This is a genomic window from Pseudomonas simiae (genome assembly GCF_900111895.1).
GTDB classification, from domain to species: domain Bacteria; phylum Pseudomonadota; class Gammaproteobacteria; order Pseudomonadales; family Pseudomonadaceae; genus Aquipseudomonas; species Aquipseudomonas simiae.
Map to the genome: position 1 here is coordinate 1 of NZ_FOKB01000016.1, position 11,916 is coordinate 11,916.

The 11,916-nt window shown below is 58.2% G+C and carries 16 protein-coding genes; 7 read left to right on the forward strand and 9 right to left on the reverse strand.

Translation table 11 applies throughout. The features are described 5' to 3' along the window. Both BMZ57_RS28365 and BMZ57_RS28370 read left to right on the forward strand, forming a co-directional pair. On the forward strand, nt 1–1,058 hold a 1,058-nt coding region (locus BMZ57_RS28365), incomplete at its 5' end, for an RHS repeat-associated core domain-containing protein (protein ID WP_175497159.1). Nucleotides 1,059–1,061: 3 nt separating this feature from the next. Further along, entirely contained in the window at nt 1,062–1,451 is a 390-nt protein-coding gene (locus tag BMZ57_RS28370) for a hypothetical protein (RefSeq protein ID WP_010209867.1), read from the forward strand. 196 nt (nt 1,452–1,647) lie between these two features. Here the strand turns inward: BMZ57_RS28370 and BMZ57_RS28375 are convergent, their stop codons facing one another. Together BMZ57_RS28375 and BMZ57_RS28380 are read right to left on the reverse strand one after the other, a co-directional pair. Then, nucleotides 1,648–2,235: an NUDIX domain-containing protein gene (locus BMZ57_RS28375; protein ID WP_010209865.1), complete on the reverse strand. Its 588-nt coding sequence runs from the start codon at nt 2,233–2,235 to the stop codon at nt 1,648–1,650. 11 nt (nt 2,236–2,246) lie between these two features. Further along, nucleotides 2,247–3,104 carry an SDR family NAD(P)-dependent oxidoreductase gene (locus tag BMZ57_RS28380; protein ID WP_010209863.1) on the reverse strand — a complete coding sequence of 286 codons (858 nt, stop codon included), beginning with the start codon at nt 3,102–3,104 and terminating at the stop codon, nt 2,247–2,249. A 163-nt stretch (nt 3,105–3,267) separates the two neighbouring features. Between BMZ57_RS28380 and BMZ57_RS28385 the strand changes: the two genes are divergently transcribed. Next, on the forward strand, nt 3,268–4,194 hold the full coding sequence (locus tag BMZ57_RS28385) for an alpha/beta hydrolase (protein ID WP_010209861.1): 927 nt from the start codon (nt 3,268–3,270) through the stop codon (nt 4,192–4,194). A 191-nt stretch (nt 4,195–4,385) separates the two neighbouring features. Here the strand turns inward: BMZ57_RS28385 and BMZ57_RS28390 are convergent, their stop codons facing one another. Next, nucleotides 4,386–5,546: an alpha-hydroxy acid oxidase gene (locus tag BMZ57_RS28390; RefSeq protein WP_010209859.1), complete on the reverse strand. Its 1,161-nt coding sequence runs from the start codon at nt 5,544–5,546 to the stop codon at nt 4,386–4,388. 121 nt (nt 5,547–5,667) lie between these two features. On the opposite strand from BMZ57_RS28390, the gene BMZ57_RS28395 reads away from it, so the two are divergent. Next, nucleotides 5,668–6,453, forward strand: a complete 786-nt coding sequence (locus BMZ57_RS28395; protein ID WP_021492284.1) for a DeoR/GlpR family DNA-binding transcription regulator — start codon at nt 5,668–5,670, stop codon at nt 6,451–6,453. On the opposite strand, the gene BMZ57_RS28400 is transcribed toward BMZ57_RS28395, so the two are convergent. The 3 genes from BMZ57_RS28400 to BMZ57_RS28410 are packed head-to-tail and all read right to left on the reverse strand — an operon-like array spanning nt 6,418 to nt 7,798. Continuing rightward, nucleotides 6,418–7,155, reverse strand: a complete 738-nt coding sequence (locus tag BMZ57_RS28400) for a DUF72 domain-containing protein (protein WP_010209856.1) — start codon at nt 7,153–7,155, stop codon at nt 6,418–6,420. The genes BMZ57_RS28395 and BMZ57_RS28400 overlap by 36 nt on opposite strands. Continuing rightward, the gene (locus tag BMZ57_RS28405) at nt 7,152–7,583 is read right to left on the reverse strand and encodes a DNA methylase (protein WP_069673433.1); all 432 of its coding nucleotides are present in this window, start codon (nt 7,581–7,583) and stop codon (nt 7,152–7,154) included. The genes BMZ57_RS28400 and BMZ57_RS28405 overlap by 4 nt, the downstream gene beginning before the upstream one ends. Nucleotides 7,584–7,585: 2 nt before the next feature. Next, nucleotides 7,586–7,798 carry a hypothetical protein gene (locus BMZ57_RS28410; protein ID WP_010209852.1) on the reverse strand — a complete coding sequence of 71 codons (213 nt, stop codon included), beginning with the start codon at nt 7,796–7,798 and terminating at the stop codon, nt 7,586–7,588. Nucleotides 7,799–7,997: 199 nt separating this feature from the next. Between BMZ57_RS28410 and BMZ57_RS28415 the strand changes: the two genes are divergently transcribed. Beyond that, a complete protein-coding gene (locus BMZ57_RS28415) occupies nt 7,998–8,558 on the forward strand; it encodes a type 1 glutamine amidotransferase domain-containing protein (RefSeq protein ID WP_069673432.1) in 561 nt (186 codons plus the stop codon). Nucleotides 8,559–8,620: 62 nt separating this feature from the next. On the opposite strand, the gene BMZ57_RS28420 is transcribed toward BMZ57_RS28415, so the two are convergent. After that, complete coding sequence (locus BMZ57_RS28420; RefSeq protein ID WP_010209848.1) at nt 8,621–8,827, reverse strand: PLDc N-terminal domain-containing protein; 207 nt, start codon at nt 8,825–8,827, stop codon at nt 8,621–8,623. 266 nt (nt 8,828–9,093) lie between these two features. On the opposite strand from BMZ57_RS28420, the gene BMZ57_RS28425 reads away from it, so the two are divergent. Beyond that, nucleotides 9,094–9,570 (forward strand): PA2171 family ribosome-binding persister protein, encoded by a 477-nt coding sequence (locus BMZ57_RS28425; protein WP_010209845.1) that lies wholly within the window; start codon nt 9,094–9,096, stop codon nt 9,568–9,570. A 65-nt stretch (nt 9,571–9,635) separates the two neighbouring features. Next, the gene (locus BMZ57_RS29660; RefSeq protein ID WP_031290936.1) at nt 9,636–9,914 is read left to right on the forward strand and encodes a hypothetical protein; all 279 of its coding nucleotides are present in this window, start codon (nt 9,636–9,638) and stop codon (nt 9,912–9,914) included. Here BMZ57_RS29660 and BMZ57_RS28435 read toward each other — a convergent pair. Both BMZ57_RS28435 and BMZ57_RS28440 read right to left on the reverse strand, forming a co-directional pair. Further along, nucleotides 9,903–10,112, reverse strand: coding sequence for a DUF3079 domain-containing protein (locus BMZ57_RS28435; protein WP_042572200.1), 210 nt, complete (start codon nt 10,110–10,112; stop codon nt 9,903–9,905). The two genes, BMZ57_RS29660 and BMZ57_RS28435, sit on opposite strands and share 12 nt — an antisense overlap. A 163-nt stretch (nt 10,113–10,275) precedes the next feature. Beyond that, nucleotides 10,276–11,895, reverse strand: coding sequence for a methyl-accepting chemotaxis protein (locus BMZ57_RS28440; protein WP_021492288.1), 1,620 nt, complete (start codon nt 11,893–11,895; stop codon nt 10,276–10,278). Nucleotides 11,896–11,916 lie beyond the last annotated feature (21 nt).

The window sequence follows — 11,916 nt, forward strand, 5'->3', positions numbered from 1 at the left end:
ACCGCTACGACTGCCAGCACCGTCTGATCGGCATTAAAAAACCCAATGGCCAGACCGCCAGCTACCGCTATGACCCGTTTGGGCGGCGCATCAGCAAAACCGTTGACGGCATCACTACAGAGTTTTTCTGGCAGGGCGACACACTGATCGCCGAGCACCACGCGGATCGCCACCGCAGTTACCTCTACGAGCCGAACACCTTTCGCCCGCTGGTCCTACTGGAAGGTTTCGGTCCAAAGGAAACCGAGACCTACCACTACCAACTCGACCACCTGGGTACGCCGCGGGAACTCACCGCCTCCGATGGCAAAATCGTCTGGTCCGCGCACTACCGCGCTTACGGTGAAATCACCCGCCTCGACATCGGAAAAGTCGACAACCCGCTGCGTTTCCAGGGCCAATACTTCGATGAAGAAAGCGGGCTGCACTACAACCGCCATCGCTACTACAATCCGGATAATGGCCGTTACCTGACCCCGGACCCGGTGAAGCTGGCGGGTGGGATCAATGCGTACCAGTACGTGACCAACCCTACGGGCTGGGTTGATCCACTGGGTTTGAGCACGTGTCCCGGCGGGGACGGATGCAAACCACACACAAACTCAGAAAACTTAAATAAACAGCTGAACGTAGACGACGGCACTCCTTCGCTACCAGCATCAAGTAAAAAACAAGAATATTTATATCGAGGGGACTCAAGGCACCCGGACGAAATTTTTGAAACAGGCTTTGAGAGCAGAGGAAAAAGCACTGACCTATACTTACACTCGCAAAACAATGCGAGTCCACCAAGCAATTTTGTGAGCACATCGATATCAAGGGAGCAAGGGTTGACGTTCGCAACATCCTTTGGGTTTGAGGAAGGCTATCTTTACACCCTAAAGAAAATCCCGGGTCGGGATGTCAACAAAGAACTAGGCATTTTATCCGACTATAAAAAGGAGCGCGAAATTGCCATACCAAACCGGATAGATACCAAGGATATTCTAGGAGCCACACCCGTCCACGATGATGGAACGCATAAAGGCTACTCATTCATTAATCCAAATAGAAAATGACCAATGAAAGAACTCGACATAACCATAATCAAAAACACCCAAAGAGAAACCGCTACACTTGGGATTGACAGAGCGACATCAACACTTTCCATAACATTTACCGACGGCACAAAAAAAACATACTCTGACATAGATATATATACATGCTTTGGATTATTAAGAAGAGAGTTCAGTGAAATAGCCTTTTTGTGTAAAGGTTCAAAAGTGAGTGTTTACCCCTCCGCAATGGCCTCACAGATGTCAAGCGGATTAGTTGCTTATGACGTAACAATGAGTGAGCCCGATGCGGAACTCGTTCGTATATTCGATTACGAAGAAAACAATCTTACAAACGATATCAATGAGCAGATCGCTTATCGAAATAAGTGGGCCGAGTCTCTGCAAACCCGTTAACAACCACCGTCTGCCTCACTAGGAATTTAACTAGATCTTACGATAATCCGCCATTTAAACAATCTACTTGCTTGCGCTGGACAGCGAAACAACCCCGATCCAGACGATGGGTGTTTTCAGGTGAACCCGTGTTGACCGTTTTTAGGGTTGCTGCGCAGCCCGGCACAGGGCAAGCCTTCTCACGACAAAAATTGACTCACCAGCCGTCCTTCAACATCCGCAATTCCAGATGCTGCAACAACATGATGGTCTTCCCATCCACAATCTCGCCGTTTTGCACCATTGCCAACGCCTCATCAAAGCCCAACTCCAACACCTCGATATCCTCACCCTCCTCTTCCAGGCCGCCACCGCTCCCCACCCGATCCCCTGGTTGATATTCACCCATGAAAAAGTGAATCCGCTCCGTCACCGAACCCGGACTCATGAATGCTGCATAAATCTTCTCCACATGCCCCACGCGATACCCGGTTTCCTCTTCCGCTTCCAGGCGAATACGTTCTTCGGGGCTGGCATTGTCGAGCAATCCGGCCGCCGCTTCGATCAGGTAGCCGTGATAGTCGTTGACGAACGTCGGCATGCGAAACTGGCGGATCAGCAACACCGTGCGCTGCTCGCGGTTGTACAGCAGGATGGTCGCGCCATTGCCGCGGTCGTACACCTCGCGGGTCTGGGCTTGCCAGCTGCCGTCGCGGCGGCGCAGGTTGAAGCTGTATTTTTTCAGCAGGTACCAGTTTTCCGAGAGGGTTTCTTCGGCGGTCATGCGAACGGGGCTGTTGTCCATGCTCGGGTTTCTCAAGAAAGGGGTTGTGCTTGTTTGATGCTGTTCCAGGCGGCGGCGACTGCTTCTGCGCTGCTCGCCTTGATCCGTGCGAGGTTCCGCGGGTAGTCCACCCCGGGGTTTTCGGTGAAGCGCGTGGCCGTGAATTGCCCGTTGCTGGCGCGCAGGATGTAACCGCTGTCCTGGCATTGCTCAGAGGCGAGGAACACCACCCCCGGCGTCACCCAGTCGGGCTTGAGTTCATCCGGTTCTTCGGTAACGCCCCACATGCGCGTCTTGGCCACCGGCGAGATCGCATTGACCTTGATCCCCGCCTCAGCACCTTCATGACTCAACGCGTTCATGATCCCCAGTTGCGCCATCTTGCCCGCGCTGTAGGCCACCAGTCCAGTCTGCTCATATTGTGTGTACATGGCGCGGTCGGAAGTGGTGAGGATGATGCGCGGCGCGGATGAGCGCAGCAGGTGCGGCCAGGCATGCTTGCACAGCCACAGCGGCGCATAGAGGTTAATGTCCATGGCGCGTTGCAGGAACGCGGCGTCGAGGTCGGCGATGTTCTGGTAACCGACCCAGCCGGCGTTGTGAATCAGAATGTCGAGTTGGCCAAAGGCTTCGATGGCGTACGCGATCAGTTGCTGGCAGCCGGTGTTCGTGGACAGGTCGCCACCGTGGCCTATCACGTTCAAGCCCTCGGCCTGCAAGGTGTCTGCCGCGGCCTGGACCACCGAAGCATCGCTGCCAACGCCGGCATTATCGGCGCCGATATCGCTGATCACCACCCGCGCGCCGCCCTGGGCCAAAGCCCGTGCATAGCTGAGCCCCAACCCGCGTGCGCCACCCGTGACGAGTGCGGTTTTGCCTGTGAATTCCATGTGCTTGCTCTCCTGTTCGGGCCGCCCACCCTAACAACCCCGGCACGCGTTGTTCAATGGTGTAACACTTTGCAAGGAATACCCGTTTACGGCTGTCGAAATAATTCCTGCCTGGTTGGGCCATCTGGTAAAACCCCTGATTCATCTTTTTCCTGGAACCTTCATGTCCTCTCGTTTCCTCTCGCGCCTGAGCCTGCGCTGGTTTCCCATGGTGTGCATGGCCTTGTTGATCGTCGGTCTGCCGGTGGGTTGCGCCGTGCTGCAACACAAGGAGCGCGAACTGGTGTTTCGCATCGAGCCGGGCACCGCCAGTTGGTACAGCGGCTTGCCCAAGGCGGTGCAGGAGTTCGAACTCAAGCCGGCCAGTTTCAAATCCGGACAGAATATCCATGGCTGGTGGTACCCGGCGGACAAGAAGGACGCACCTGCCATCCTCTACCTGCACGGCGTACGCTGGAACCTCACCGGGCAACTGTTTCGCATCGAGCAACTGCACGCCCTGGGTTATTCGGTACTGGCCATCGACTATCGCGGCTTCGGCCAGAGCCGCGGCGAATTACCGTCGGAAACCACCGTGTACGAAGACGCACGCATTGCCTGGGAGCGTTTCCAGGTACTGCAACCGGACCCAAGCAAACGCCTGATCTACGGACATTCCCTGGGCGGCGCGGTGGCCATCGACCTGGCTGCCGAACTGGGCAGACAAACACCACTGCCGGTGCGCGGCCTGGTGATCGAGTCCACCTTCACATCGCTGGCGGATGTGGCCACGGCCGTGGCGAATACGTCGTTGCCGGTGCGCTGGTTGCTGTCGCAAAAATTCAATTCCATCGACAAGATTGCCGATATCCGTATGCCGCTGCTGGTGGTACATGGCCTTGACGATCGCTACGTGCCGCCGCGCTTCAGCCAGCAGCTGTTTGAAGCCGCCCAGGAGCCAAAGCGGCTGTTATTGGTGCCCGGTGCCAGCCATAACAACAGCATGAGCCTGGCCGGTCGCAGTTATGGCCAGGCGCTGGACAAACTGATGCAAGCGAAGGCACCACCCCACGTTGTCACGCACTCCACAGGCCGTGATCGCGACTCATAAAACGCTTTCCGGCACTGGGTTCGCGCTTGCGTGTCAAGCGCAAACCCAGCCCATGCGGGGCCAAACCAGAAGTTGATCAAATAATGATCTCTGCATAAATCGCCAACCCTGCCGGGGCTTCGCAAAGTTATCCACAGAGATACCCACGGTTTTCGTGGACAACTCTTTTTATATTTTTACGATTTTTTTGCTCAGTAAACGCTTTCGGGAAATGTACCCGGCAATAAAATCTCGCGATTCACATCGCGTATATCGTTATACCCACACAGTGCCATCGACACGTCCAGCTCTCGGGCGATAATCTCAAGCGCCTTGGTTACACCTGCCTCGCCCATGGCCCCCAAACCATACAAATGCGGGCGACCGATCATGGTGCCTTTGGCGCCCAATGCCATCGCCTTGAGCACGTCCTGGCCGGAACGAATGCCACCGTCGAGCCAGACCTCAATGCGCTCGCCCACCGCTTCGACAATCGCCGGCAACTGGCTGATGCTCGAAGGCGCGCCATCGAGTTGACGACCGCCGTGGTTGCTCACCACCAGTGCGTCGGCACCGGCATTCGCGGCCAGGTGCGCATCTTCCACATCGAGAATGCCCTTGATGATCAACTTGCCGCCCCAGCACTTCTTGATCCACTCCACATCGTCCCAGCTCAGGCGCGGGTCGAATTGCTGGGCGGTCCAGGACGACAGCGAACTCATGTCCGCCACACCTTTCACGTGCCCGACGATATTGCCGAAGCCACGACGCTGGGTGCCGAGCATGCCCATCACCCAGCGCGGTTTGGTGGCCATGTTGAGGATATTCGGCAGGGTCAACTTCGGCGGCGCGGACAGGCCATTGATCAGATCCTTATGGCGCTGGCCGAGGATCTGCAGGTCGAGGGTCAGCACCAGCGCATCCACGCCGGCAGCCTTGGCGCGCTCGATCAGTTGTTCGATAAAGGCGCGGTCGCGCATCACATACAACTGGAACCAAAACGGCTGGCCGACGTGCTCGGCAATGTCTTCCAGGGAGCAGATGCTCATGGTCGACAAGGTGTAGCGCAGGCCGAACGCGGCGGCGGCGCGGGCGGTGAGAATCTCGCCATCGGCGTGCTGCATGCCGGCCAACCCGGTGGGTGCGAGCGCCACCGGCATGGCCATCTCCTGGCCGATCATCGTGGCGCGGATCGAGCGTTCATCAATGTTGCGCGCCACCCGCTGGCGGAACTTGATAGAGGCAAAATCGCTTTCATTTGCCCGGTAAGTGCTCTCAGTCCAGGAGCCGGAATCGGCGTAGTCGTAGAACATCCGTGGGACACGTTTTTGCGCGAGTTTGCGTAAATCTTCGATGGTTGTGATCAACGGCATCTAGGTCACCTCTCCCTGAACTGAATGCTGAGAGTAACCGCCCATCAGCCGCACAACCAGCCATTGCGTTTAGATCGCAGCGCGACTAATCTCGCACAAACACGCAAAAAGACGCAAAACCATGCACACCACTCATCAAGCCATCGACCTGCCTTCTTTGCGCAAGCAGAAGATTTTGTTGCTGCTGGAACGTGACGGCAAAGTCACCGCCTCGGAGCTGGTGGACCACTTTGCAGTGTCCCAGGACACCATCCGCCGCGACCTCGGCGAACTCGCCGCCGCCGGCCTGCTGCAACGCGTACACGGCGGCGCCCTGCCCCGGCCCAAGGACACCGGCAAAGACTTCTTCACCCGTGTCGGCGAGACTAACGAGGCCAAGCGTCACCTCGCCCGGCTCGCTGCCGACCGCGTGGAAGAGGGGCAAATCGTACTGTTCGACTCGGGGTCTACCACGCTGCAGATTGCCCAGTCGTTGCCACGCTCGATGCGTCTCACTGTGGTCACGACATCCCCCATGATCGCCATCGCCTTGGCCGACCACCCTGACGTAAAGGTGATCCTCACGGGCGGCCAGCTCAACCCGGCGACGCTGTCTACCAGCGGCCATGAAACCGTGCGCATGATCCAGGGCATCAAGGCCGACGTGCTATTCACCGGCGTGTGCGCACTGCATCCGCAAGTGGGCATCAGCTCGTTGCACTTCGATGAGGTGGCGGTCAAGCAAGCCTTGCTCGACAGTGCGTCCCACGTGGTGGCGGTGACCATGGCGGACAAACTCGGCGCCGTGGAGCCCTTTGTGGTGGCGCCGTGCAGCCGCATTCACACACTGATCACCGAATGGCATGTGCCCAGTGTAGAGGCGTATGAGCAGCTAGGGTTGGAAGTGCTGCGAGTGGACGTCGAGTAGCGACAGCGCATCAGGCGTAGCCAGGCCGCTGGCAGTATTGTCGAAGATGCACCAGGTAGGAATACCAGCCGCTACGGACGCGCTCAACACACGCGCATACGCCTGAACGCGTGAAGCCCCATAGCCACTGTGATAGACACGCGGTGTTCCGTGCAGACGCCAATAATGCACGCCTTGCCAACCGGCCGGCACCTCTCCCGCCGGGATCACCGGCGGGTCGGCAGCCACCCGCCCGATCTGCAGAGCCTGCATCATCTCTTCAGCCGCCAACCAGCTCGCGTGCCGTGGTTCAAGCACCACGTCACCGGTAAAACGTTGGCGCAACGCCGTGAAGAATGCGTCGGCAACACTCGGTTCGTATTGCAACGAAGGCGGTAATTGCACCAGCAGGCAACCCAGCTTTTCACCCAGTTGCAGACATTGTCCAAGAAACGCATCCAGTGCGGCCTGGCAGCCATGCAAGCGCAATTCATGGGTGATGCGCTTGGGCACCTTGACTGAAAAACGAAAGCCCGACGGCACCGAATGCGCCCACCGCGCGTACGTCTTCGCCAAGTGCGGGCGATAGAAGGAACTGTTGATTTCCACCGCATTGAAGCGCGACGCATAACGCTCCAAATGCGTGCCCTCCTCGGCAAATGCTGCCCAGTACTCACGCGGCAAACTCCAGCCGGCACAGCCCACAAACAGCGTTGCCGTCAAAACAGCACCTTGACGGCATCACGCATGAAAATCTCGATGGTCTTGGGCCCGACCCCGTCGAACGCCCCAAGGCGTTTTTCGAAGGCCTCTCGGCTCTCGCTGGCACTGCGCATATGAGTGATCTTGCCGGCATACTCGGCGTTCAACTTGGCGCTGAGGTCGAGTAAACGTTGGGCAGTGGTTTCATCATAGCGCACGTAATGCGCGCGTCCGAGCATGGCTACCAACTCACGCGACGTGCAGTGCTGCAGCTTGCGCGCGGTATCGCGGCCTTGCTCTTCAACGATCACCTTGTAGGCCTGTGCGGCAATCGGTGCCTGGATCCGCTTGCCCATCAGGAAGCTGGCGATAAACCACTTGAACAGGCTGCCGTCATCGCCAGGTTTGAGCTCGATGCCCAACTCCGACGCAGAGATAGAACGGGCCATGTTCAGTGGCCCAGCTTGCGCTCGGCCTTGGCGGCCTGTTCGTTGATGGCATCGGTCTGGCGCTCGGTGTCCTTGATCGAGGTGGGGGTCAGCACTTTATCGACGGTTTCGGTCTTGGGATTCGGGCGTTCCAGGGTCTGGCCTTTTGTGGCTTTATCAGTGCCCTTCTGAGTTTCTTCGGAACTGATGGGGGCTGGGGTCTTATCGGCAGTCATGGTGGTTCTCCAATCAATGGCGCGGGTAAAAATAGCGAGCGCCTATGCAGCAGAAGCCTGCGGCCCTGGATAGTTCAACGAAATTGCCCGCGCCAACACGGTGCAAATTTGCTGAAAATTAATTTAAACCTTTGCCACCCGACCCGGATCAACTCTCCCATATCCCATCCTTCGTACACCCATCAGGAGACACTCGATCATGAGTTCAAACCTTAACGGCAAGAAGATTCTGGTCATCACGTCCAACACCGGTATCGAGCGCGATGAACTGCTCAAACCATTGGCAGCGCTGCGCGGTTATGGCGCGACAGTGACCCACGGCTCCAGCACAGGCGGCATCACCCAGACCTTCGTCGGCGATACCGAGAAGGACACGACGGTTGAGTCCGATGCGAAGCTGTCCGAGCTGTCGGGCAGTGATTTCGATGCACTGGTGATCCCTGGCGGCACCGTCAACGCTGACACATTGCGCCAGGATGCAGCGGCGCAGAAGTTGATCAACGAGTTCGTCGAGGCAGGCAAAACCGTGGCGGCAATCTGTCATGGCCCCTGGGCGCTGATCGATGCCGGTGTGATCAAAGGCAAGACCCTGACCTCCTACAAGAGCGTGCGCATCGATCTGGAAAACGCCGGCGCCGCCGGATGGGTCGATGAAGAGGTCAAGGTCTGCAAAGCCAATGGCTGGACCCTGATTACCTCACGCACCCCGGATGATCTGCCGGCGTTCAATGAGGCGATCGCCAAGGCATTGGCAGGCTGATAAGCCTACCGCGCAACGAAAACAGGCGCCTCGACGGCGCCTGTTCTCTATCTACTTCTGCCTCAGCTTTTATGCTGCTGCGGCATTTCGCGTTTCGGCCCGAACATCGCCCAAGCGATTAGGCCCAAAAGTGGCACAAAGATAAGCACCACCACCCACAATCCTTTGGTCTCCCAGCCCCCAGTGCTGCGCAATACGATATTGATCGCCCACAATTCCAGTAGCAGTAGAACCACCGCCAAACCGATCCAGATATATTGAATTTCCATGCTTCACCTCCTAGGTCGTACACGTTAGGTCAAGTGTTTAGCGCGAGGGTTCATTAAAATTTGCGCGAATGTCCCGGGGTTGTGGAATGCAACGTGCAACCGCACCGACCATGCAACCTGCACGACAGGTTCAGTCGCCATGTCATCGTAGGCCTTTGAATTTCCTCACGAATTAAAAACAGCTCAAGTTGGTACAACTGATGCACTCCTGTCATGGACGAGGTGTGCATGTCGACACGCCCTGATTTCCCCGTGAGGTGTCACCCATGAATGCGATTGACCTGCTCAAAGCCGACCACGAACGCGTAAAGGCCCTGTTGACTCAGTTGAGTGAATCCACCGAACGTGGGGTGAAAAAACGCACTGAGTTGTTGGCCAAGCTGGAAGCCGAAATCAGCCTGCATACCAGGCTGGAAGAAGAAATCCTCTACCCGGCGTTCAGGAAGGCTGGTGGCAAGGAACAAGACATCATGTACCACGAGGCCAAGGAAGAGCATCGCACCGTTGACACCCTGGTACTGCCGGACCTGAAGCAAACCGAGCCTTCGACAACAGAGTTTTCCGGCCGCGTCAAAGTGGTCAAGGAATTGCTGGAGCACCATATCGAGGAAGAGGAAACCGAGATGTTCCCGCAAGCTAAAAAGCTGCTGGGCAAAGCGCTGCTGGAAGAACTGGGCGCCGAAATGGAAGCGATGAAAGCAGCGCACAAGAAGTTGCAGTCGACCAAGCCCATGGCGGCTTGATCGAGGCATGACCAGGGCCTGAGAGTAATCCAGGCTCTGGAACCATCACACGAGGGGATTGCGTCATGAAGACCAGATCGTCCCAAAGGATTTTACTCATTGTCGGCCTGTCCGCTTTGCTCACTGGCCCCGCCCTCGCCGCGTTCGGCGATAACCCAGAGCCAGCCGCGAACGCCTTGAATGGTAACGGTGCCGCCGGTTCTGCCCTGCCGCCGGGGACCTACCCCAGCAGCCCCTCCGACAGCAGTAAGAAGACCAAAGACACCGACAAGCAGCCGCCCAGGCCGGCCAAGCCTGCTGATACCCATAAGCCCAGTAAAGATAAACCCCGCTCAAGCAGCTGACGGCTCATCCTTATCCGGCGGCTCGGGCGTAACGCCCCAGTCGCCGTGCTCATACCAGTCATCACCGAGCATCTCCGCAGGGTGCATGGTGCGGTCGGCTCCGTTGCCACAGGCCAGGTCGCTCGCAGCGCAGTAGCGATCACACCCCCAGCAGATACGCTCGGGATGCTTGGGGTGCAGCGGAAAAGGCTTGGCCATGGCATTTGCCTTGTTGGAGACGGTGTTCACACCCTAGTGTTAAAACACCCATGCTGCCTTGACCGAAATCAAGCGCCCAGCCTCACTCTCGATCACGCACTGTTTCGATGCTCGCCGCCGCTATTCACGCCCTGGCGAAGTGCAGTTTTTTGCCGGTATCTGGCTAGACTTTAAAGCGCGCCACGGTCTGGTGCAGCGCCCCCGCCATCCCCGCCAGGTCATGCCCCGCCGTCTCGGTATGCAACGCCCCTTGCAGCACCTGCTGCGACAGATTGCGAATGCCCACCAGATTGCGATCCACTTCCCGCGCCACCAACGCCTGCTCCTCGGTGGCGCTGGCAATCATCATGTTGCGCTCGTTGATCTGCGAAATAGACCGGGTAATCTCATCCAAGGCTTCACCCGAACGCTGCGCCACACTCAGTGTCGCCTGCACGCGCTCGCTGCTGCTGTGCATGGCCGCGACCGCATGCTCGGTATCCTGGCGGATATTGCCGATCATCTGCTCGATCTCCTGGGTCGAAGCCTGGGTGCGATGGGCCAACGCCCGCACTTCATCAGCCACCACCGCAAACCCACGCCCGGCGTCCCCAGCCCGCGCTGCTTCAATGGCGGCGTTGAGGGCTAGCAGGTTCGTCTGGTCGGCAATGCTGCGGATCACTTCCAGCACACTGCTGATGTCTTGTACGCGGCCCGCCAGTTGCTGGATGCGTTCGGAGGTTTCCACTACGCCGGTGGCCAGGGTGTTGATCGACGCCACGGTTTCCTGCACCTGGGCACGGCCGCGCTGGGCGGTCTGTTCCGACAGACGCGAAGCCTCGCTGGTGCTCACCGCGTTGCGCGCCACTTCATCCACGGCAGCGGTCATTTCATTCACCGCCGTCGCCGCCTGTTCGATCTCCTGGCCCTGGGACTGCAAGCTGCTGCTGGTCTGGCTGCTCACCGCGCTCAGTTCTTCGGAGGAACTGGCCACGCCGTCCACCGACGTCGCAATGTGCCGCACCATCTGGTTCAGGTTCTGCTGCATCTGGTGCAGGTTGCGCATCACGCTGCCTTCGGCGCTGTTGCCCACCGGTACCACGATGGTCAGGTCGCCCTGGGCAATATGGCTCAGCACGCGCGCGGCTTCGTCCGGCTCGCCGCCCAATGGGCGAATCACGCTGCGGGTGACGATAATCGCGGCGGCAACCACCAGGGCCAAACACAACAGGAACAACCCGATCATGTTGCGCCGGGCCTCGTCGTACAGGACCTGCGCCGCCTGCTCGCGTTCAGCGAACAGACGTCCCTGCATGGCCATCAACGCGTCCAGGCTCTTGAACACCGCAAGCTCGGCGGGCATCACCTGTTGCTTGAGCTGGGCCAGGCCCTGTTCGCGAGCGCCTTGCTTGATCAGCGCCTGCACCTGGGTGAAAGCGGCCACATAGGCTTCCCGATGGGTTTTCAAGGTCGCATAGGCGGCCTTGCCTTCGGCGGTATCGAGCAGCGGCTCAAGGGTGGCGAACGCCTCGGTGATGCGTTGCCGGGTGGTGCCGATGGCTTCCTGGGCTTGTTGGTTGTCCTGGTCGATCAGCAAGTCACGGGTGTTGCGGCCGTTATCGCGTACGCCGGTGGCGATCACCATGATCGGCGCTATTTTCGGCCAGTCCTGCTGCACAATCTGTTCGGATTGTTGCTTGAGGGTTGCGAGGTCGTGCAGGGCGTAGAACACCAAACCGACCAGAGCCAGCGGCGCAATCGCGAAACCGATGACAATGCGTTGTGCCGTGGTTAACTGCTTCATTCTGAACCTTCCTTGATGAAC